The organism is Sporosarcina sp. So3-204 (genome assembly GCF_058068165.1).
The window spans coordinates 3709190-3730314 of the sequence record NZ_CM176485.1 but is presented as its reverse complement, the minus strand read 5'-3'; the positions used below and the strand labels follow the sequence as shown (position 1 = coordinate 3730314).

Here is a 21125-nt window from a genome sequence, read left to right as displayed (position 1 = left end):
CTATTGTTTCTACCCTATCACTACGAAGTCTGGTTGGTAAATAATAAATAATATAGAAATTTTGAAGGAGGAATTTTTTGTGCTAAAGCAGGCATTTACAGTCAAAGGTGATACAGAAATTAGTAAGTTAGTTAATCGGTCGAGGTTACTGGGGAAAGATCCCACCTTGGTTTTATATGGCGGTGGAAATACTTCGAGTAAGATAGAAGAAACGGATCATTTAGGTAAGAAACGCACAATTCTTAGAATTAAGGGGAGCGGTTGTGACCTAAAAACGATTACTGAACAAGACTTTTCCGGACTTTATTTGGAGGAATTACTCCCATTAATAGATTTAGAAAGTATGTCTGATGAGGATATGGTCGACTATCTCGCCAATTGTATGGTAAGTGCTGCAGAGCGCAGACCTTCAATCGAAACACTGCTTCATGCATTTATCGATGCGCCTCACGTCGATCACGTTCACTCCGATGCTATTTGTACGTTAACAAACCATGAGAATGCTGAAGAAATTATTTACGAAGTTTTAGGCAAGGATGTTGCATTTGTTCCTTATTATAGACCTGGTTTTAAGCTTTCAAAGATAGTAGAACAGTTTTCGAATAGTTACGCAGTTGTTTTAGAGCATCACGGACTAGTTACTTGGGGAGATACACATGAGGATTCATATCTAAAGACAATTGAATTAGAAGAAAAAGCTAAAGCATATATAGATAGTCGCAAATTAGATGTCGAGTTAAGTGGTCAAGAGAAACTGACTACTGACCAAAAAATATCACTTCTTCTACGTTTGCGTGGACAACTCTCGAAACAACAAAGACAAATTATCACGATTGATGAGAATCAATTGAACTTAGCAAATCGTAGCGATGTCGAAAAAATTGCAACGGGTGGAAGATCCACATTAGAACATATTTTAAGAATTGGTAAGGACTCACTAGTGATTTCCAAAAATGATGATTGCAATAGTGCAGTCCAATCTTATAGGGACAGCTACATTCAATTTTTCAAAGAATTCGAAGATAGGTTACCAAAAGGTTTTAAGATGCATGATAATATAGATCCCAAAGTGGGACTAATTCCAGGTGCCGGATGTTTTGGGACAGGAATCTCTCTTAGTAATGCAAAAAGAAACGCTGATATCGCACAACACACTCATGAAGCAGTAGCGAATGTTCTGGATATATTCGGGCCAACTAAAAATCTGACAAATAAGCAGGCATTCGATATTGATTACTGGCCACTTGAATTATATAAGTTAAGCCTAGCACCTATAGTTCCCAATTTAGCTGGATACATTTTCGTACTAATTGGCATAGGTAATCCAGATGAAGAACTAATACTTAAAAAACTTCTTAAAAAAGGTGCACATGTAGTTGTAGTTGCTAATTATACGGAAAGTCTTAGAGAGATTATAGAAGCAAATAAAAATCAAATTGTACTAATAGATGAGAATAATATTGACCTAGCAATTGAAAAATCTATACTACAATATGGCGGCTTAGATGGCATTATCTTGGGTGGGGGTAATTCATTATCTAGTAATCAAATGACCAAAATAAATGAAGTATTCGAAGCGCAAGAACTCACGGGCTTAATAATTAAAACTAATGAAATTACTTTAGGTATTGATCAAAGCGTTGAACTCAGTTCTACAAGCGTTATGAATGTCACGTCCAATCAAACAGCACTGAAGGGCATACTTTCAGTCCTAGGAAATTAATACTTTCAAAATTTAGAGGTGAAAAATTGAAAGAACAAAAGGAGCGTATAATATGGCTAAGATTGCAGCATTAATTACGAATTTGTTCGAAGACTCGGAGTACACTGAGCCAGCATTGGCATATGAAAATGCCAAACACGAGGTTTTTACGATTGATAAAGAAGCAGGAGAAGTAATAACAGGGAAACAAGGTGGAACACTAAAAGTTGATTTTGGGATTGATGATGTGTCACCTGATGATTTTGACGCACTATTACTACCAGGTGGTTTTTCGCCAGATTTATTACGTGCGGATGACCGTTTTGTAGCATTTACAAAAGCATTTATGGATGATAAAAAGCCAGTATTTGCTATTTGTCATGGACAGCAATTACTTATTTCTGCAAGAAGTTTAGAAGGTAGAGATGCAACGGGCTATAAATCGATAATTGTGGACTTGGAAAACGCGGGTGTTAATTTTAGTGATGAGGAAGTTGTAGTCTGTCAAAACCAGCTTGTCACAAGCCGTACACCCGCAGATATGATTGCATTTAATCGTGAGTCCGTAAAGTTGCTTGAAAAGTTATCAATTACATGATATAGGATCATTGGTAAAAGACTAGGGAACTAGTCTTTTTTTATTTAAATAATATCAATAGCGTCGCATAAACGTACTCTGAATATCCAAACTTTTATTTTGAATTTTAAAATGAAAAACGAAAACATGATAATAGAGGTAGTGAACATCCATTTTTTTACTTTACCTTTTGACGAGCGCAACAGAGACTAAGCGATGGGATTACGGTACGCTTTTACCTTCAATTTTTCGGATCCAAATATGGGCTGACTTCCATAAGGCTGCCTTCAGGTAGCGGCTGATTTGCAAGTATGTTCGCTTACTTTTTGTCCGTAAATGTGCGAGCACATTCAGACAGTAAACAATCATCGCGATGTACACTGAACAGATGTATTTTCCGGCAGTTCAAAGTGCTCGTGTGACCGTATAACCGCATTCTTGCACAGACGTGAGATGAAGAAAAATCCGTCATCTGTCATCTCATCAAATTGTTTGTAATCCAAGTAGCCTCGGTCAAACACATACATGCATTCCTTGTCATCCACCAACACTTCCAACTGACCGCGAACATGTTCTTTGGCATTCGTCAAGACTACCTTGTCTGGATAGGAACAACCATTTTCCATGAAAACGAGTCTAAGGTGGAGCTTGATGCCGGATTTAGTCTGCCGGAAAGTCGCCTAACGATGATTGTTCAAATTCAAAGGCAACGTGCTTGAATCTGACTTTCAAGGGAGTCATCGTCTTGCGTCGAGCTTGAAAATCCGTTGCCACATGGATTTGTGCAACCAATTCAAGAAAGATTGCCTGGAAGAATTCAGTCGGTACTTGACGTAAGCGTCTGCCGAGTTGGGAGAAACTAATGGCATCCAAGTTTGTCGCTTCTGCCAGTTCTTCAGAAAAGACGCTATCGCTGATGGCACGTAAACTTTCAGTTTCATGAAGCTGCGTGTACAATAGTGATTTCATAAATGAAGCCATATGTAGCTTCTTTGTATAGTCGTCAAGGTAATGGGGTTTCACCAGATTTTCAAATAAATCGTTCGTAATCGGTGCAACCCATTGCTCAAATACAGTTTTTCGTGTAATCTTATCCATGTGTGAGTCCTTTATTTTGGATTTGGATAGGTTACGACCTACCAACCATTATAAAGGATTTTTTTTGTGACATAGTTTAATTAAAGAATATTCGGTTTATATTAAAAAGATATTTTATTTTAATGCGACACTAGTGAAATAATATATATGATTTTATAATCAAGGTAAAAATAGAATTAAATATGATAACTATGTGCAATTTATCTTTGTTAGGGGGTGAGAATATTTGATTAACTATCAAGCGTAAACTGTTCCATTGCTTATATTTACTTGTGATACACTTAAGGCAAAAGATGTTTTCAGGGGGAATACATTTGAAAATCGCATTATTTGGCGCGACTGGGCGCGTAGGTCGAGAGGTTCTTAGATTGGCGCTTGCAGATGGACACGGTGTAACGGTACTGGTGAGAACTCCGGAGAAAGTAACAGCGCACGAAAACCTAACAATTTTAGAAGGAGATGTTTGTGAAGGGGTAGCTGTAGCACGAACAATTGCAGGAGCAAATGTTGTTTTTAGTGCACTTGGAACGGATAAAACGACGACATTGACGGAGGCAGTTCCGCATTTTATTCAGAATATGAATAAAATGGATATTAAGCGTATCGTGACTATCGGAACGGCGGGTATTTTACAAAGTCGAAATGGGGCTGATAAACTTCGTTATGAAGCGGGGGATTCTAATCGCAAGTTAACATTTGCCGCCGAAGAACACCATAGAGTTTATGACATGCTTCGCGAATCAGGGCTTGATTGGACAATTGTTTGCCCTACATATTTACCGGTGGGTGAGGCAGTTGGTAAGTATCGCGTTTTACGGGATTTATTGCCTGAAGAAGGAAAGAAAATTACTGTGGGAGATACGGCAGCGTTTGCTTATAAGGAATTGATAGAAGGACAACATATAAATTATAGAGTTGGAATCGCTTATTAAAGAATGGAAGCAGCACTGAATTGTAGAGTTATGCTTTTTTTCTGCAAAAAAGTAATTTACAATGATGTCCGAATTATGCTTGGGAAATGCGGTATAATAGACATAGTAGTTTCAATGAAATGTGAGTAGGTGGCTTGAATGCGGAAATATATTGGTGAAATCGGACTTGTAATTGTAGCAATTATATGGGGTAGTGGATTCGTTGCAAGTGCTGTTTCCTTGGAATATTATTCACCCTATCAAATTTTGGCGGCCAGGTTTTTAATAGGTGCGGTTATTTTATGTATTGTTTTTTATAAAAAGTTTCAATTACTAAGTAAAAGCTCTATTGGAAAAGGTGTAATTCTTGGCATTATTTTATATATTGCTTTTGCGCTTCAAACAGTAGGACTCCAATTTACAACACCTTCTAAAAATGCATTTTTAACTTCAGTAAATGTCGTTATTGTACCTTTTATTGCATTCGTTCTATATAAAAGAAGAATTGATAGATTTGAGACTTTTGGTGCAGTGATTGCACTGATTGGTGTTGCCGTATTATCGCTTCAACTATCTTCTGAAATTAATTTTGGTGATTTTCTAACTTTACTTTGTGCAGTTGCTTTCGCGTTTCATATTTTTTATACGTCTAAGTTTGTAAAGGAAGAGGATCCTTTTTTGCTCACGATTATTCAAATGTCTACAGCGGCAGTCATAGGATTTGTTGTTGTTTTTTTCAAAGGAGAAACGACATTTTCTGTGGAGACAGAAGGCCTGACGATGCTCTTATACTTAGGAATATTTTCAACATCAATTGCATTTTTACTTCAAACAGTCGCTCAGAAATTCATTTCAGAAACAAAAGCTGCAATTATTCTATCGACAGAGTCTTTTTGGGGTATGGCATTTTCCATTGTCATTTTGAGTGAGGTGTTGACGACACGCATGATGATTGGTGCAATTCTTATACTAGGAGCAATTATTTTATCTGAAACTAAGCTGAGTTTCTTGAAGAGGCGGAAACCGGTAGAAAGTCCGACTGAACTCTAGCATTTTATTGAATAGAATATATTATTTAAAGAGTCTAAACCATTTACGGTGTAGGCTCTTTTTTTATAGGTCAAATATGTTAATATTCAAATATTTCTGTAGGGAGTAGCGGTTCATTAATGATACACTTTGTATAAAGGACTATTAGGGGAAGGTGTATCTATGCGGAATAAAAGATATAAAGGTTTAGCGGTTATCTTTATTGCTGTCATCATTTATGCTGGATTTTTTAGTTACTCACTCTATCAAAACATGAGTAGTGATGAATTGTTAATACATGATGTAGGTCGATTATTCCCAGCACATGTTAAAGAGATAGTGCAAGGTGAGGAAGAGCAAGCTTTAATCGACGCGGTTTTGAAGGCTAAGGAAAAGGATTTGAAGATATCTATCGCGGGGTCAAAGCATAGCCAAGGTGGGCATGCTTTTTATGAAGACTCTGTGTGGTTGGATATGAGTGGGTATGATGAAATTTTGGCGATTGATAAAGTTAATAAGACGATCACTGTTCAAAGTGGTGCAACATGGAAGCAAATTCAGGATTTTATTAATCCTTATGGTTTATCAATTAAAGTCATGCAGTCGTCAAATATTTTTACTGTAGGTGGTTCGTTAAGTTCGAATGTACATGGACGTGATCCGAGCTATGGCACTCTTATTGAAACAGTTGATTCTTTTCGACTGCTAATGGCGGATGGAACGATAAAAGAAGTGAGTCGTACTGAAAATGAGGAGTTATTTCCACTTGTCATAGGCGGATACGGTCTTTTTGGCGTAATTTTAGATGTCACGCTTCAATTAACAGATGATATATTCTATTCTTCGGAAACGGTCAAAACTGATTATAAAAATTACGCGGCATACTTTAAGAAATCAGTTCTGATGGATGATACAGTTGGTTTACATTACGCGCGTTTATCTGTTGCGTCAAGTTCGTTTTTAGAGGAGATGTTTTTGACGAATTATAAATTGGTAGATGCAGATAATAAAGATGGAAAACTTACTGTGTTAGAAGAAGAGAAAAGTGTGCGACGCAATAAATTTTTATTTGGCTTATCTCGTAAGTTTGACTGGGGTAAGGATATGAGTTGGACAGTGCAGCAGAAGTTTTTTGCTGAAAAGAATGAAGGTGTCATAACGTCTCGAAACAATACGATGCGAACTTTGGTAGATTTCTTGGAATATGATTCATCTAAAAACACGGATATTTTACAAGAGTACTTTATTCCAATTGAAAACTTCGAGACATTTGTTGATGAATTAAGAGAAATTGTTAAAAAAGAAGATTTGAATTTATTAAACGCAACGGTTAGATATACGAAAGCGCATGACGAAGGATTTTTGAATTACGCAATGGAAGATACCTTCGCAGTCGTATTATTGTTTAATCATCCTCTTTCTGAAGAAGGAATTGCACATATGAAGCAGGCAACACAGGAGATTGTAGATGCAGCATTGGCACTTCGCGGCACATACTATTTAACTTATCAGTTGTTTCCTAGCCAACAACAAATCAGAGCCGCTTACCCAAACATAGATGAGTTTTTCCAGAAGAAAAGAAAGTTTGATCCAGAGGAACGATTTATGAACAATTTTTATGAGGAGTACAATGTAAAATGAATCTTAAATGGGTCGTTATTTCGCAAAGTTGGGTACTTTTTGGTTCAGGCCTTGTATTTCCGTTTTATCTTATATTCATAAGGGAAGTGGGCGCAGGGTTTTCTGAGTTTGGGTTAGCTTATGGTTTATTTATGTTGAGTTCAGCTTTGGTGCATCATTGGGTTGGCCGTAAATCTGATCAATTAGGGCGGAAAATATTCTTGTTGGTAAGTGTTTGGGGTACGGCCGTTTTGTTTTTGTTGTTTCCAATGGTGACAAGTATTTGGGAGGTTTATCTGCTGCAAGTATTATTAGGTGTTTTTGGTGCGATGCAAAAGACGAGTGAGAAAGCAATGATTGCCGATTTTACAGATGGACTATCACGTGGAAAGCAAATTGGTTCTTATCACTTTTGGGTTTCGATATTTTCCGGTTTTGCAGTAATTGCTGGTGGTTTTCTAATAGATATCTTTGCAGTGGATCTCATATTTTATATAGGATCAGTTGTGTTGTTCATTAGTGGCCTGCTTGTCATGCGAATTGAGGAAGGTACGAAAGATTAATAAAATGGGGTAATTAATTGGGGTATTTTAATTGTAAGTTGTTTAAGACACTAAATCGGTTGGGTCAAAGGTCCTGATTTGCCGATATAAGTGTAGTGAGCGTCGATATATGAGCGTTAAGCGCTGATATAAGTGTTAAATACACCGATATATGTGGGAGATGCGCCGATATAATCTCGAAATGCGCGGATATAGGAATGACGCTGTAATCAAACGGATAAAACACATGATGAAGTTAAGAAAAAGTGTAGGAACTCATTTCAAGAAATAATTAGGAGGGATGAAGTGCAAGAACTGTATAGCGGATTATTGGGAGAAGATACACCATATTACATTCGTAATTTACATGTGGAGGATCTAAGGGAAGTTTTATCTATCCAGGATGAAGTTGTAGCTGTGTTGGAAAATGAAAGTGTGTTAGCGACACTTTCAATGGAAGAGTACGAATATATATTATCAGGGAATGGCACGTTAATAGGGGTTTTTGCGGATGAAAGTTTGATTGCATTCCGTGCAACACTTGTTCCAGTTGAGGATGAAGAACATCTAGGTCTGGATATCGGGCTTGATTCATCAGAACTGTCTCAAGTCATTTATCAGGAGATTTCTAGTGTATCCCCATTGTATCGTGGTTATGGACTTCAACGAATCATGGCTAAAGTAATAATGGGACAGCTAATGGATAGTCATTTTTCTTATGTATGTGCGACAGTTGCCCCGTTTAATATTCCGAGTTTAAAAGACAAATTTTCGCAACAGATGGAGATAGCTGCATTGAAGGAAAAGTACGGCGGCAAGCTTCGTTATGTCTTTATGAAGAGTTTAAAAGAGAACGAAAGAGCCTACGAGGTGGAGCAGTTTATTCCAATGAATGATACCGAACAACAACAGAAAGCCCTATCGCACGGTTGGCGCGGAATGAGTATGGTTGAGGATTCCAATGGCTGGGTGATTAGGTACGAAAAATAGGGGGGATAAAAGTGATTGAACTGAAAAGTTTTGCGACGGGTCTACCAGAAATCGTGAAGTATGGTGATGGCAAGGTGATGGAGTCTGCAATATGTAAGAAGCCTGTTGAAGAGGCATATTTAGCTACGCTAGGCTTTCGTGGTGACGGTGTTGCTGATTTACGCCATCACGGAGGACCTGATCGTGCTGTTTGTATTTATCCATATGAACATTATGCGCAATGGGAGGAAGAAGTTCAGGGCCCTCTACCAGATGCAACGTTTGGAGAAAACTTAACGATTTCGAATCTATTGGAACAGGATGCTTTTATAGGAGACATTTATCGTCTAGGGAATGCGGTCATTCAAATCGCACAAGGACGGGTTCCGTGTAGCACGATAACGAAGCGAACGAATACTTCTTTGTTACTGAAAAGAATGGTCGAAACAGGATTTACAGGTTACTTATGCCGGGTGTTAGAAGAGGGCATTGTACGAAAAGATTCTAAAATGACATTAATAGAAGCCCATCCAAAGCAAGTATCAATTCTATTTGCGAATGAAGTTTATTTTCAACGTCCAAAAGACATCGAAGGAATTAAAAAGATATTGGACGTCCCAGAATTGGCTGAAGAATGGCGCGAAAGTTTGACGAAGCGATTAGAAAAGCTTTTGAAACAAAACTGAACGTGTAGCAACTTCAATTGTTCATTCTGCTGTAAATAGAGTTAATTATGAAAGGTTAGTTAAAATTGAAAAGGATTATGAATAGGGATCTTATACTGAGTATTAAGCGAAACTAGTTCAATATAAGTTAGAGGATGTGCCATAATATGAATTGTTTTTGTGATGAGGAAGAATCATTCAGATTAAAAGTAGAAGGTGAAGTCGGTGCAGAAGCAATCTGGTGTAATCAATGCGGGAGTAATTTTGATATGGCAAAAATTCCTATTCCATTGGAATTAAAATGGGAGTTGGGCGGCTGGATGATGGAATATGGAGAATGGATGGATTGGGATAAAGATCGATTACTTCAAAATGGGCATAAACTTGAAGAGAGTCATAATATAAAGGGTTTGGGGCTAACAAAACTGGTGGAAAAAGAGTTAGAAGGTAAATTCGAGGTTGTATTTTCACCCTCAACTATGACAATAAACTACCAAGATAGTAAGCTATGAGTCTTATTAATTAATTAGTAATATTTTACCAATTTATAAAAATCAGAATTATAGTTTCCTTTTTTATGGAAATAGGTATAGAATGAAAAACTGCAAGACTTAAGGTTCAGATTTATTTGTGAAATCCACTTAAGTCATTATAGTTAAAAAGGAGGAGATTTATATGATTAGAAGTAATTTGAAAAAAGGTATTAGCATTGTAGCGGTTGGTGCACTAAGCGTCTCGATTTTTGGTTCAATTACAGCGGGGTCTGCATTCGCTGCTGAAACGAATGGTTCAAGCTTCCAAAACAAATCTAATGGTTTACAATTGTCTCAAAATGGCCAAGCAATTGGTGCAGCAAAACGTGCTGGAGATTTCGTAACAGCTCAAGAGCTTATTGCTGAGAAACAACAATTGATTGCAGAGAAAAAAGGTCAATATCAGTCTTATGGAAATGAATTGTCTGATATTAACCGTGCAATTGGGGAAGCAAAACGTACTGGAGACTATGCAAAGGCTCAAGAGTTAATTGCGAAGAAGATGCAATTACTTGCAGCTAAAAAAGGTCAAACCGGTTCTTATGGTAATGAAATGTCTCAAAATGGCCAAGCAATTGGAGAAGCAAAACGCGCAGGAGATACTGCAAAAGCTGAAGAGTTAATCGCAGAGAAAAAGAAATTGGTTCAAGAGAAACAAGGCCAAAACCAAGCCTATGGTAATGAAATGTCTCAAAAAGGTCAAGCAATTGGAGAAGCAAAACGCGCAGGAGATACTGCAAAAGCTGAAGCGTTGATCGTAGAGAAGAAGCAATTGGTACAAGAGAAACAAGGTCAAAACCAAGCATACGGTAACAAAATGTCTCAAAATGGCCAAGCAATTGGAGAAGCAAAACGTTCAGGAGATTATGCAAAAGCACAACAGTTAATTACTGAGAAAAAACAAATGATCCAAGAGAAAAAGAATCAAAATCAAGCTTATGGACAAGCAAAGCGCTCACAGTACGGAAAGTAATTAGTATTATATAAGCTGAATTTGAAATCACGGAATTTTTAGTTGGTAATTATTGATAAGTACAGTGTAGTTGGTTTTTTAACTTATATGAATCAATCTACAAGGTTATCCAACTTATAAGGTTCAATTTATATAGTGTTTTATTACAAATAAATATTAGTGGTAATTAATTAGGTATTATATAAAATCCTTCCATGTTTTTAAAACATGGAGGGATTTTGCTATATAAGTATAATAATAAGTCTCGTGTGAAACCGATTTCTTGTATAATTATAAGCCCTAAATTATAATTTTAAGATAAAGATTTCCGAAAGAATGGTGAAATCATGCAAAGTAATTTACAGTTAAAGCAAAGTTTAATGAATAAGATTAACAAGAAAGAATTTATCATTGGATTAGCTTCTGGTTCGGGAATTTCTGCAAAAAATGCGGTAGAGGGTGGAGCTGATATTATTTTGGCTTTAAACTCTGGTCGCTTTAGACAAATGGGAGTAAGTTCACTTGCAGGCTTTCTCCCTTTTTTAAATTGTAATAAGTTAGTGATGGAATTTGGTTTAAATGAGATTCTTCCGATAGTCAAAGGTTTTCCTGTCGTTTTTGGATTATGTGCAACTGATCCTTCAATAGATTTGGCTTTTTTTATAAAAAAAATAAAAAGTAGTGGGTTTGCTGGATTAAATAATTATCCCTCTGTTGGCATGATAGACGGAATTTTTGGAGAGGCCTTGGAGGAACAAGGCATTTCATATGAGTTGGAAGTAAAAGCCATTAAAGTCGCCCATGAGCAAGGTTTGTTTACGATAGCCTTTGTGTTTAACAGAGAACAATCCTTGCAAATGCTTGATGTTGGAGCTGATGTAATATGTGCTCATCTTGGTTTTACAAAGGGGGGCATGCTTGGCGCGAAAAAAGCATTAAGTTTAGTGGAAGGTGCAAAAGTAGCAAATGAAATTTTTGATGCATGTGACATGGTAAATCGTGAAGTGATTAAAATGATATTTGGCGGACCTGTTTCTACGCCGTCAGATGTTAAGTATATGCATGATCATACTGGAACTATGGGATATATTGGAGGATCTTCATTTGAAAGAATTCCGACAGAACATGCCCTGTCATCCACAATCAGAAAGTTTAAAAATACAGGTCAAAAAGAAGCGGATGAATTTTTAATGAAGATGTTAGAAGGCGCTGAAAAGCACTATGATTATCTTACATTTGTAAAAGAATACATTACGATTAATTATATGCATAAAATCTCTTTGGCTGATTTAGCGCAGCTTCTTCATATTTCAAGACCTTATTTAAGTAAACTGTTTAAAAAAGAAGTTGGATGTACGTATAGTGAATATTTAACAGAGTATAGAATGAATAAAGCAATTGAATTTATTAGTCAAAATAGATTTCAACTTACAGAAATTGCTAGTATGACTGGATTTAGTGATTATGCGCACTTTAGCAAGGCTTTTAAAAGGTTTGTTGGTCAATCTCCACGAGAATATGAAAACGCATTACGTAAAGACATGTATTGATTACATATATACATATACGTTAGCAGAATTTACGCGTATTCTTTGTGTAGTAAGTAAAGTATTCAAATTATTCAAAGTGATTAGAACCTTTATTGTGAAAAGTTATAGGAATCTGAAAACTCCAAATTGAAAGCGATAACAAAGTACATTATTACTCAATCCGATAAGTTTTTTAAACTATATTCCCATGTTAAAGGGCATTGTGATGCTATGGATTGACCAATCACTTAATTTGATTAGGAGGGATTGTTTTGGAAGAAAGAGTTTTGTTAATAGGCACCCTTGATACTAAAGGGGATGAATATGGTTACGTTCAGGATTTAATTAAATCAAAAGGATATGAAGTAATTTTAATAGATGGTGGTGTGGCAGGTGAGCCAACTATTAAGCCGACTATTAGTGCTGATGAAGTTGCAAAAGCGGTTGGAAGTAGTTTAACTGCCTTGCGTGATCAAGGTGACCGTGGTTTCGCAATGAAATTGATGTCAGAAGGTATAGCTAAGTTGGTAGCGGAGCTATGTACTCAATTTGATGTTGTTGGTGTCATGGGTATGGGCGGTTCTGGTGGTACTGCACTTATTACGCATACAATGCGACAACTGCCAATCGGGTTACCGAAAATGGTCGTGTCAACAGTTGCTTCAGGTGATGTTCATCCTTATGTAGGAACAAAGGACATTACGATGATGTACTCAGTTGTCGACGTAGCTGGATTGAACCGCATCTCAAGACGAATTCTTGGAAATGCTGCAGGCGCGCTTTGTGGAATGATCGAAGAAGTTATTCCTGAGATGCAAGATAAACCGTTAATTGCAGCGAGTATGTTCGGGGTTACGACGACATGTGTCGAAAATCTTCGTGAACATATTGAAGGAAAGGGCTATGAATTGTTAGTTTTCCACGCAACCGGAAGTGGCGGACAAGCTATGGAATCATTGATTAGTGATGGATTTATAGAAGCTGTAGCGGATGTGACAACTACTGAGCTATGCGACGAGTTAGTAGGCGGTGTATTAACGGCAGGCCCTCACCGACTTGAGGCGGCTGCACAAGCAGGAATACCACAAATTGTTTCATGTGGCGCAATGGATATGGTGAACTTTGGAGCAATGGCAACTGTACCTAGCAAATTTGCGAATCGTACATTCTATGAGCATAATGCAAATGTGACGCTTATGAGAACAACGCCTGAAGAGTGTACTGAATTAGGAAAGATTCTTGCTGATAAATTAAACCAATCAACTGGATCGACTACTTTGTTTTTACCATTAAAAGGTGTTAGTGCTATTGATGAGGAAGGTCAAATCTTTTACTTACCTGAAGCGACTGAGGCTTTATTTACATCAATCCGAACGCATCTAAATCAGGAAATTGTTGAACTAATTGAATTAGATCTTCATATAAATGATACTGAATATGCAGCAGCAATGGCAACACATTTACTTGATAAATTAAACTAAATATAACTAGTCTAGAAAAGAGGGAAACAAATGTCACTCAGTTTACGTGAAAAAGCATTGGAAAAACTTCAAAGCCAAATATCAAAAGGAAATCCTATAATTGGTTCAGGAGCTGGAACAGGAATCTCCGCAAAGTTTGCTGAACAAGGTGGAACGGATTTAATTATTGTTTACAATTCAGGCCGTTACCGCATGGCTGGTCGTGGTAGCTTGGCGGGTTTACTTCCTTACGGAGATGCTAATGCGATTGTTATGGAGATGGGTTCAGAAGTTCTTCCAATCGTTAAAGATACACCTGTACTCGCGGGTGTTTGCGGTACAGATCCTTTCAGAATGATGCCAGTTTTTCTACGCCAATTAAAAGACATGGGATTCCAAGGCGTTCAAAACTTCCCAACAGTAGGTTTAATTGATGGAACGTTCCGAACAAACCTTGAAGAAACAGGAATGGGTTATAACTTAGAAGTAGAAATGATTCGTCATGCGCATGAGTTAGGAATGCTTACATGTCCGTATGTATTCACGCCAGAGCAAGCAGTTGCGATGACAAAGGCCGGCGCTGACGTTCTAGTACCACATATGGGATTAACAACAAAGGGAAGTATTGGCGCAAAAAGTAACCTAACGCTTGAGGATTCAGCGAAAAAAGTACAAGAAATGCGTGACGCAGCTGTCGCAATAAATCCAGATATCATCGTATTATGTCATGGTGGCCCGATTGCAGAACCAGAAGATGCACAATATATCTTCGATCATACAGAAGGCATCGCAGGTTTCTTCGGCGCAAGTAGTATCGAGCGTTTACCTACAGAAGTAGCTATTGAAACGCAAGCTCGTAAGTTCAAAGATTTATTAGTATAATATTGTTGCTTTTCTCTTTAGCTTATATGTTGAAGTAAAATATCTTTGTTAGACAGACTAGTTGTTTGGAGCGTAAGGCGACGACTCCAAAGGGATTAGCGAAGATTGAAGACCCCACAGGAGCAAAGCGACGAGGAGGCTGAGATCGAGCCCCTTGGAAAGCGTTCGCCTGAAGCGGAAAACAACGGCTTTCAGAGTGTTGGATTGTTTAATTCAACTTATTTAGAACATCAAATTTAACATTTTATAAACATACGAGGAGGAATTACAATGACTGAAGCAAAAGATATGGCGGGACTAAGATATATAAATCCAGAAGATGTAGAAACACAAGAATTCGAATGGGGAACACTTAAATGGATGAGTGAGCCACGTGTAACAAACGCAGAAAAATTTAGTATGGGCGTCGTTATTTTGCATCCAGGTAAAGGTCACGACCGTCACAACCACCCAGAGGAAGAGGAAGTTCTCTATGTTATTTCAGGTGAAGGGGAACAAACAGTTAATGATGGACCTCCGACAAAAATTACAGCAGGAATGACCGTACACATACCGACTGGCGTTTACCATTCAACAATTAATAATGGTTGGGAACCACTTAAATTGATGGCCATTTATAGCCCACATGGTCCTGAAGCAGTTCTCCGTGCAGATCCTAATTGTAAAGTTCTTGAGCCAGGCGTACTTCCAGGTAATTAACTTTTCAATGCGTGAGTTTATTGATTTAAATAAGTGTTGCAAAGTGAAACGAACTTCATTTTGTACCAATTAGGAGGAAGACAATGTCTATTGGAGCAATATCTCCATTAGTGAAAATATTAGATCTTGAATCTAATATCGAGGGTGGATGGTACAAGCAATTCTGGTTTTCGCCTGTCGAAATTCCACAATCTGTTCTTGGTGAAAAGTATTCTGGGCCGAGACCTTCTGCTACTGCAATATATTATTTACTCCATTCAGGTGAGATTTCCAAATGGCATACAATTCTTTCAGATGAATTATGGCTTTGGCAATCAGGAGGGCCGGTTATCTTAACGCTTGGTGGAGATGGTGAAAATCCGGGAGAAACAAAAGAAATTGTATTAGGTTCTGATATTCAAGCTGGGCAAGTTCCGCAAGCTAGAGTACCTGCAAATGTTTGGCAAACTGCCAGACCTGCCGGAGATGAGCCTGCCTTAGTGACATGTATTGTTACACCAGGTTTCCACTATGATGACTTTAAAATGCTGTAATAAATGATTGATGAAAAAATTGAACATGGGAACTGTATACTTAATCATACGTTTTCCTCGTGTTCAATTTTTTGTTTTAAATTTTTAGAAAAAACCGATTTTGTAATTACTTATTGCAACTGAATACACGAACGATTATAGTGAAAAGTGTTATAATGTTCGTGAATTAAATGTTATCACTGTTAATTATAGCGGAAAGCAATTGTTTGAAGCTCAAATCAACGTTGATATCTTAATGAGAAGTTAATTTAAAAAAGGTGGTAGAGATGATGAGAAAATCAATTAAAGTTAGCGCGTTACTATTAGCATTAATGCTAGTATTGGCAGCTTGTTCTTCAGGTGGTTCTGGTAAAGAAGAAAGTAAAGATAAAGATGGTGGATCAAAGGGCGACTTCAAAGTAGCTTATTATGTGTCTGGTTCATTAGGTGATAAGTCGTTTCATGATTCTGGACAAACAGGTCTTGATTTAGCAAAAGAAGAGTTGGGAATTGAGGTTAAGACAGTTGAAGGCGGACCTAATCAAGCCGATTGGAATTCAGGTTTGGAGTCACTTGCGATTAGTGGAAAGTATGATTTGATCGTTACAGGCGGAAGCCCTATTGAAGAACTAACTGTTGAAATGGCAAACAATTATCCTGATCAGAAATTCATCTTCTTTGATGGTGTGATCGAAGATGTCCCTAATATTCACTCAATTTTTTACTCGCAAAGTGAAGGTGCATTTTTAGGAGGCGCATTTGCTGCTTTGGTAACGACAAGTACTGAATTAGAAGGCGCAAACCCTGATAAAGTAGTTGGATTTGTTGGTGGAATGGATATTCCGATTATTAACGATTATTTATCTGGTTATGAGCAAGGTGCAAAATATGTTGATCCTGATATAGAAGTTATTGCTTCTTATGTAGGTGATTTTAGTAATAGTCCGAAAGCAAAAGAACTAACATTGTCTCAATACCGTTCACAAAATGCTGATATTACATTTAACGCTTCAGGAGCTGCTGGATTAGGGGTTTTAGAAGCAAGTAAAGATGACGGGAAATACTCTGTCGGAACAGATAGTAATCAAAGTTTAATTCAACCGGGTAGTACTCTAACTTCGATGTTGAAGCATATTGACACTTCACTATTTGACGCAGTAGACCAGGCTATGAAGGGCGAATTGGCGTATGGCGTGACTGATGTATTGGGTGTTGAAAAAGGTGGCGTAAGCTTGTACGATGGCGAACTTTATGAGCAATATGTTCCAGAGTCAATTAGAAAAGAAGTAGAAGCCATTAAAGCTAAATTAGCTAGCGGTGAGATTAAAGTAGAGTCATCGATTAAGTAAAATTGTTGTAACAGGGGTGGTATGTCACACCCCTATATTTAGATGCTAGGGGTGTTTAAAATGACATATCTTTTGGAAATGAAAAATATACACAAAGTTTACCCAAATGGTACTGTAGCTAATTCTGGTATAAATATTTCCGTCAAAGAAGGTGAGATACATGCTCTAGTAGGTGAAAATGGGGCTGGTAAATCTACTTTAATGAAGATTTTATTTGGATTAGAAATACCTACACAAGGAGAAATATTTTATCAAGGTAAGGCGTTAGAAATGAAAACATCCAAAGATGCAATTGAGCATGGAATTGGGATGGTTCACCAGCATTTTATGTTAGTCCCTTCGTTTAATGTAGCTGAAAATATTGTGCTTGGATTGGAACCTAGAAAAGGTGTATTTTCATTATTTAGGGATAAAAAGACTGCAGTACTTCAAACTGAAAAACTTGTTAAAGATTTTGGAATCGTCGTTGACCCAAATGCAAAAGTTGAAAGTATTTCTGTTGGTCAGAAACAACGTGTGGAGATTTTAAAGGTTTTATACCGTGGTGCAAAACTAATTATTTTAGATGAACCAACAGCTGTATTAACACCTCAAGAAACGGATGAACTATTTGATGCACTAAAGGTTTTGGTTAAAAAAGGACATACAATTATATTCATAACGCATAAATTACGTGAAGTCTTAGAAATATCGGATAGAATTACAATTCTACGTGCTGGGAAAACAATTACAACGATTGAAACAAAAGACACATCAAAAGAGGAAATCTCAAAATTAATGGTTGGTCGGGAAGTTCCACTTCAGTTGACGAAAATAAAGGCTCAACCGAAAGAAACTGTGCTAACAGTAGCCGGTCTAAATGCAAATAACGATAAAGGTCAACTTGCTCTTAAAGATGTCTCCTTCCAAGTTAAAGCTGGAGAGGTTTTTGGAATTGCAGGTGTTGAAGGTAATGGTCAAACTGAACTTATTGAAATCATTGCAGGACTTAAACATGCTAAATCAGGAAGTATCCAATATATAAATACAGAACTGTTAGGTATGGGCGTAAAAGAAATTAGAGATATGGGTATTGGTTACGTGCCAGAGGATAGACAAACAAGAGGTGCTTGTTTGACCGCTTCAATTAAAGAAAATCTAATTCTTGATTTATATAAATCGAAGGAATTTAATCGAGGACCCATTTTAAATGGGGAAAAGATTACCGCTTTTGCAAAGCAGATGATTGAACAATACGATATTCGAACACAAAGCGAAGACACACCCGCTGGTTCTTTATCGGGTGGCAATATCCAAAAGATCGTTATTGCCCGCGAACTTTCAAAAAACCCTAAACTTCTAATTGCTTGTCAACCTACCAGAGGTGTAGATATTGGTGCAATTGAATTCATTCATAATGAAATCATTAAGAAAAGGGATGCAGGAAGTGCTGTAATCGTTGTATCAGCAGAGTTATCAGAAGTAATTAGTTTGAGTGATCGAATTGGTGTGATGTACAATGGTGAACTCGTTGCTGTCCTTGATAATACTGTACGTTTATCTGAAGAAGAAGTAGGTTTTTATATGTTAGGCGTTAAGCAGCAGGAAAAGGTGGTTATAAAATGAAATCCAGAGGGCCGATTTATATAGATTTCATTGGCATACTTTTAGCTGTCTTAGCTGCTGTTGTGATTGGTATCATTGTTATTTTCTTTTTGAGTGAAGATCCAATGATTGCGATTAGTTCATTTTTATTGGAACCATTTTCGACTTTATTTAACTTTGGTAATGTACTGAATAAAATGATTCCACTTATTTTTACGGGATTAGCGATGGTTGTTGTATTTCAGGCCGGGATATTTAGTTTAGGTGCGGAAGGTCAGTTATATATGGGGGCACTTTTTGGTGCTTTAGCAGCCGTTTATATTCCGGGGCTTTCACCTTGGCTTCATATACCGCTAGTGCTGATTTGTGCGATTTTCGGAGGCGGTCTATTTGCGGCAATTCCTGGTGTATTAAAAGCTTATCTTAATGCAGATGAAATCGTTACGACATTAATGCTTAATTTCATTTCGATCTTATTTGTATCTTATCTTGTAAATAATGTTTTTAATGATCCTGCTAGTACTGGAAATGCGAGGATGCCTTTCGCTCAGCCTAGTGCAAAGTTGGGAAGAATGATTGAAGGTTTTCCTACACATACAGGTCTTTTCATAGCCCTAATAGCTGTGGTGTTAGTCTATATCTATTTATACAAGACTAAGGGTGGATATGAATTACGCCTAGTAGGACAAAATCCGCTTTTCGCTGAATACGGTGGTATTAATACAAAAAAGGTCATTATTATTACGATGTTAATTAGTGGTGCGTTGGCTGGACTTGGCGGTGTCGTTGAAATCATTGGTGTGCATGGTACGTTTAAAGATAATTTCTCGGTTGGATTAGGCTTTGACGGAATACTCATTGCGCTGTTAGCCCGAAATCACCCAATTGGTGTATTAATCGGAAGTTTCTTTTATGCGTATTTGCAGGTAGGTGGACAAATCATGCAAGCCAATAGTGATGTTCCACACGAATTATCAATTATGATACAAGTTCTAATCGTTCTATTTGTCTCTTCACAGGCGGTATTTGCCTACTTACGTCGCAGACAATTAATGCGGAAGCAAGGGGGTGGAGATATTGCTAGATAGTATTTGGGGAGCAGTTGTAGATTTAAGTTTATTTGCTATTTTGCTTCGTGTAATGGTTCCTATATTGCTTGCTGCTTTAGGAGGATTACTTACTGATTTAGCGGGCGTAGTTAACATCGGTCTTGAAGGACTAATGCTCGTTTCTGCGTTTGTCTCTATTTCTATTGGGTCGCTAACTGGAAGTTGGGTTATTGGTATACTAGGTGGTATTTTCGTATCTGTTTTAATTAGTGTACTAATGGGTTTATTCACCTTGGAGCTTAAAGTAGATGTCATTATTGTCGGATTTGCCGTGAATATTTTCGGTGCAGCACTTACTGTATTTTTAATGAGTGTACTTTTTGGAACAAAAGGAAGTTATATTCCTGAGTCGCTGAAAAAGATACCGAATATCAACATTCCTTTTATTGAAAATATACCTGTATTAGGAAAACTACTTAGTGGACATAATTTGATGGTTTGGGTCGCTTTATTCGCAGTACTATTTTGTTTTTATCTAATCTATCGCACGCCTTATGGTGTTCATCTTCGGTCTGTTGGAGAAGCGCCTGATGCAGCCCAATCATTAGGAATTAGGGTTAAGCGGATTAAATACTCTGCATTGATTTGGAGTGGTGTTTTTACAGGATTAGCAGGTTCATACTTGTCGATGGGTATGACGAGTATGTTTGTAGCTGACATGACTGCAGGGAGTGGTTTTCTTGCAATAGCGGTTGTTGTTTTCGGCAACCGAAATCCGTTTGGCGTCCTAGGCGGATCATTAATGTTTGGATTGGCAATGGCGATTACAACGATTATTGAGACAACGCCAGGCCTTGCAGTTTCAAGTCATTTTATTAAGATGACGCCATATATTGTAACAATTATTGCAGTCGTCGTGTTTGCAATACGTAAGAAAAATAAAAGTTTGCATAGCATTCAATCATAAAACTAGTGGAGGTTGAAATAAATGACAAAAGAAATTTCACCAATCGTAGAAGCACTTGGTTTACAGCATAATCCTGATGGCGGTGGATGGATCAAGGAAGTTTGGGAATCGCCTATCAAAATCCCTCAATCCGCTTTAGAAAACTATTCTGGTGATAGAAAAGCAGCTACAACGATTTACTTTTTGCTTCACCCAGGCGAAGTGACACCGTGGCATAAAGTATTGTCTGCAGAACTATTTTTCTGGCATTCAGGTGGTTCTGTCAAAATCATTATGGGTGGTAATTCAGAAAACCCAGTAGAGGAAGAAGAATTAGTGCTGGGACCAGATGTAATCAACGGCGAGCATCCTCAAATCGTTGTACCAGGAGAATATTGGCAAGCTGCACGTAACGAAAGCAATGAGCCTGCCCTAATGTCCGCATTAGTTGCACCTGGTTTCCATATTGACGATTTTGCGATGATTGAAGATAAATAAAAACTGATGCGTCCTTTTA

Annotated in this window: 20 protein-coding genes and 1 pseudogene; 20 read left to right on the top strand and 1 reads right to left on the bottom strand. The window is 37.5% G+C overall.

Annotated elements, in window-relative coordinates; genetic code table 11:
- Positions 1 to 79: 79 nt before the first annotated feature.
- Together AC3RV6_RS18460 and AC3RV6_RS18455 are read left to right on the top strand one after the other, a co-directional pair.
- Positions 80 to 1723: a class II aldolase/adducin family protein gene (locus AC3RV6_RS18460; RefSeq protein ID WP_489747414.1), complete on the top strand. Its 1644-nt coding sequence runs from the start codon at positions 80 to 82 to the stop codon at positions 1721 to 1723.
- Between the two features lie 52 nt (positions 1724 to 1775).
- The gene (locus tag AC3RV6_RS18455; protein ID WP_489747413.1) at positions 1776 to 2300 is read left to right on the top strand and encodes a type 1 glutamine amidotransferase domain-containing protein; all 525 of its coding nucleotides are present in this window, start codon (positions 1776 to 1778) and stop codon (positions 2298 to 2300) included.
- Positions 2301 to 2501: 201 nt separating this feature from the next.
- Here the strand turns inward: AC3RV6_RS18455 and AC3RV6_RS18450 are convergent.
- Positions 2502 to 3377 (bottom strand): annotated as a pseudogene (locus AC3RV6_RS18450) (IS4 family transposase).
- Positions 3378 to 3691: 314 nt separating this feature from the next.
- On the opposite strand from AC3RV6_RS18450, the gene AC3RV6_RS18445 reads away from it, so the two are divergent.
- The 18 genes from AC3RV6_RS18445 (at position 3692) to AC3RV6_RS18360 (ending at position 21106) form a co-directional block, all read left to right on the top strand.
- Positions 3692 to 4309: an NAD(P)-dependent oxidoreductase gene (locus AC3RV6_RS18445; protein WP_489747412.1), complete on the top strand. Its 618-nt coding sequence runs from the start codon at positions 3692 to 3694 to the stop codon at positions 4307 to 4309.
- Positions 4310 to 4447: 138 nt separating this feature from the next.
- Positions 4448 to 5338, top strand: coding sequence for a DMT family transporter (locus tag AC3RV6_RS18440; protein WP_489747411.1), 891 nt, complete (start codon positions 4448 to 4450; stop codon positions 5336 to 5338).
- A 162-nt stretch (positions 5339 to 5500) separates the two neighbouring features.
- Positions 5501 to 6958, top strand: coding sequence for an FAD-binding oxidoreductase (locus AC3RV6_RS18435; protein WP_489747410.1), 1458 nt, complete (start codon positions 5501 to 5503; stop codon positions 6956 to 6958).
- Positions 6955 to 7500: an MFS transporter gene (locus AC3RV6_RS18430; protein WP_489747409.1), complete on the top strand. Its 546-nt coding sequence runs from the start codon at positions 6955 to 6957 to the stop codon at positions 7498 to 7500. The genes AC3RV6_RS18435 and AC3RV6_RS18430 overlap by 4 nt, the downstream gene beginning before the upstream one ends.
- A gap of 285 nt (positions 7501 to 7785) precedes the next feature.
- Complete coding sequence (locus tag AC3RV6_RS18425) at positions 7786 to 8469, top strand: GNAT family N-acetyltransferase (RefSeq protein ID WP_489747408.1); 684 nt, start codon at positions 7786 to 7788, stop codon at positions 8467 to 8469.
- An 11-nt stretch (positions 8470 to 8480) separates the two neighbouring features.
- Positions 8481 to 9134 carry an MOSC domain-containing protein gene (locus tag AC3RV6_RS18420; RefSeq protein ID WP_489747407.1) on the top strand — a complete coding sequence of 218 codons (654 nt, stop codon included), beginning with the start codon at positions 8481 to 8483 and terminating at the stop codon, positions 9132 to 9134.
- A 146-nt stretch (positions 9135 to 9280) separates the two neighbouring features.
- The gene (locus tag AC3RV6_RS18415) at positions 9281 to 9625 is read left to right on the top strand and encodes a hypothetical protein (protein ID WP_489747406.1); all 345 of its coding nucleotides are present in this window, start codon (positions 9281 to 9283) and stop codon (positions 9623 to 9625) included.
- A 163-nt stretch (positions 9626 to 9788) separates the two neighbouring features.
- Positions 9789 to 10619, top strand: a complete 831-nt coding sequence (locus tag AC3RV6_RS18410) for a hypothetical protein (protein ID WP_489747405.1) — start codon at positions 9789 to 9791, stop codon at positions 10617 to 10619.
- Between the two features lie 326 nt (positions 10620 to 10945).
- Positions 10946 to 12148, top strand: coding sequence for a phosphoenolpyruvate hydrolase family protein (locus tag AC3RV6_RS18405; RefSeq protein ID WP_489747404.1), 1203 nt, complete (start codon positions 10946 to 10948; stop codon positions 12146 to 12148).
- A 251-nt stretch (positions 12149 to 12399) separates the two neighbouring features.
- Complete coding sequence (locus AC3RV6_RS18400) at positions 12400 to 13608, top strand: Tm-1-like ATP-binding domain-containing protein (RefSeq protein ID WP_489747403.1); 1209 nt, start codon at positions 12400 to 12402, stop codon at positions 13606 to 13608.
- 30 nt (positions 13609 to 13638) lie between these two features.
- Complete coding sequence (locus AC3RV6_RS18395; protein ID WP_489747402.1) at positions 13639 to 14469, top strand: phosphoenolpyruvate hydrolase family protein; 831 nt, start codon at positions 13639 to 13641, stop codon at positions 14467 to 14469.
- Positions 14470 to 14739: 270 nt separating this feature from the next.
- Positions 14740 to 15168, top strand: a complete 429-nt coding sequence (locus AC3RV6_RS18390) for a cupin domain-containing protein (RefSeq protein WP_489747401.1) — start codon at positions 14740 to 14742, stop codon at positions 15166 to 15168.
- An 83-nt stretch (positions 15169 to 15251) separates the two neighbouring features.
- Positions 15252 to 15701, top strand: coding sequence for a cupin domain-containing protein (locus tag AC3RV6_RS18385; protein ID WP_489747400.1), 450 nt, complete (start codon positions 15252 to 15254; stop codon positions 15699 to 15701).
- Between the two features lie 266 nt (positions 15702 to 15967).
- Complete coding sequence (locus tag AC3RV6_RS18380) at positions 15968 to 17029, top strand: BMP family lipoprotein (protein WP_489747399.1); 1062 nt, start codon at positions 15968 to 15970, stop codon at positions 17027 to 17029.
- A gap of 60 nt (positions 17030 to 17089) precedes the next feature.
- Positions 17090 to 18634: an ABC transporter ATP-binding protein gene (locus AC3RV6_RS18375; RefSeq protein WP_489747398.1), complete on the top strand. Its 1545-nt coding sequence runs from the start codon at positions 17090 to 17092 to the stop codon at positions 18632 to 18634.
- Positions 18631 to 19701, top strand: a complete 1071-nt coding sequence (locus AC3RV6_RS18370) for an ABC transporter permease (protein WP_489747397.1) — start codon at positions 18631 to 18633, stop codon at positions 19699 to 19701. Before AC3RV6_RS18375 ends, AC3RV6_RS18370 begins: the two co-directional genes overlap by 4 nt.
- Positions 19691 to 20629: an ABC transporter permease gene (locus tag AC3RV6_RS18365; RefSeq protein WP_489747396.1), complete on the top strand. Its 939-nt coding sequence runs from the start codon at positions 19691 to 19693 to the stop codon at positions 20627 to 20629. The genes AC3RV6_RS18370 and AC3RV6_RS18365 overlap by 11 nt, the downstream gene beginning before the upstream one ends.
- 21 nt (positions 20630 to 20650) lie before the next feature.
- A complete protein-coding gene (locus AC3RV6_RS18360; RefSeq protein ID WP_489747395.1) occupies positions 20651 to 21106 on the top strand; it encodes a cupin domain-containing protein in 456 nt (151 codons plus the stop codon).
- The last annotated feature ends 19 nt before the right edge of the window (positions 21107 to 21125 follow it).

Bases quoted from the DNA above. Each gene is read 5' to 3' on its own strand.
- AC3RV6_RS18455 (WP_489747413.1), top strand. From the start codon at position 1,776: ATGGCTAAGATTGCAGCATTAATTACGAATTTGTTCGAAGACTCGGAG.
- AC3RV6_RS18440 (WP_489747411.1), top strand. From the start codon at position 4,448: ATGCGGAAATATATTGGTGAAATCGGACTTGTAATTGTAGCAATTATA.
- AC3RV6_RS18435 (WP_489747410.1), top strand. From the start codon at position 5,501: ATGCGGAATAAAAGATATAAAGGTTTAGCGGTTATCTTTATTGCTGTC.
- AC3RV6_RS18430 (WP_489747409.1), top strand. From the start codon at position 6,955: ATGAATCTTAAATGGGTCGTTATTTCGCAAAGTTGGGTACTTTTTGGT.
- AC3RV6_RS18415 (WP_489747406.1), top strand. From the start codon at position 9,281: ATGAATTGTTTTTGTGATGAGGAAGAATCATTCAGATTAAAAGTAGAA.
- AC3RV6_RS18410 (WP_489747405.1), top strand. From the start codon at position 9,789: ATGATTAGAAGTAATTTGAAAAAAGGTATTAGCATTGTAGCGGTTGGT.
- AC3RV6_RS18405 (WP_489747404.1), top strand. From the start codon at position 10,946: ATGCAAAGTAATTTACAGTTAAAGCAAAGTTTAATGAATAAGATTAAC.
- AC3RV6_RS18395 (WP_489747402.1), top strand. From the start codon at position 13,639: ATGTCACTCAGTTTACGTGAAAAAGCATTGGAAAAACTTCAAAGCCAA.
- AC3RV6_RS18390 (WP_489747401.1), top strand. From the start codon at position 14,740: ATGACTGAAGCAAAAGATATGGCGGGACTAAGATATATAAATCCAGAA.
- AC3RV6_RS18385 (WP_489747400.1), top strand. From the start codon at position 15,252: ATGTCTATTGGAGCAATATCTCCATTAGTGAAAATATTAGATCTTGAA.
- AC3RV6_RS18380 (WP_489747399.1), top strand. From the start codon at position 15,968: ATGATGAGAAAATCAATTAAAGTTAGCGCGTTACTATTAGCATTAATG.
- AC3RV6_RS18375 (WP_489747398.1), top strand. From the start codon at position 17,090: ATGACATATCTTTTGGAAATGAAAAATATACACAAAGTTTACCCAAAT.
- AC3RV6_RS18370 (WP_489747397.1), top strand. From the start codon at position 18,631: ATGAAATCCAGAGGGCCGATTTATATAGATTTCATTGGCATACTTTTA.
- AC3RV6_RS18360 (WP_489747395.1), top strand. From the start codon at position 20,651: ATGACAAAAGAAATTTCACCAATCGTAGAAGCACTTGGTTTACAGCAT.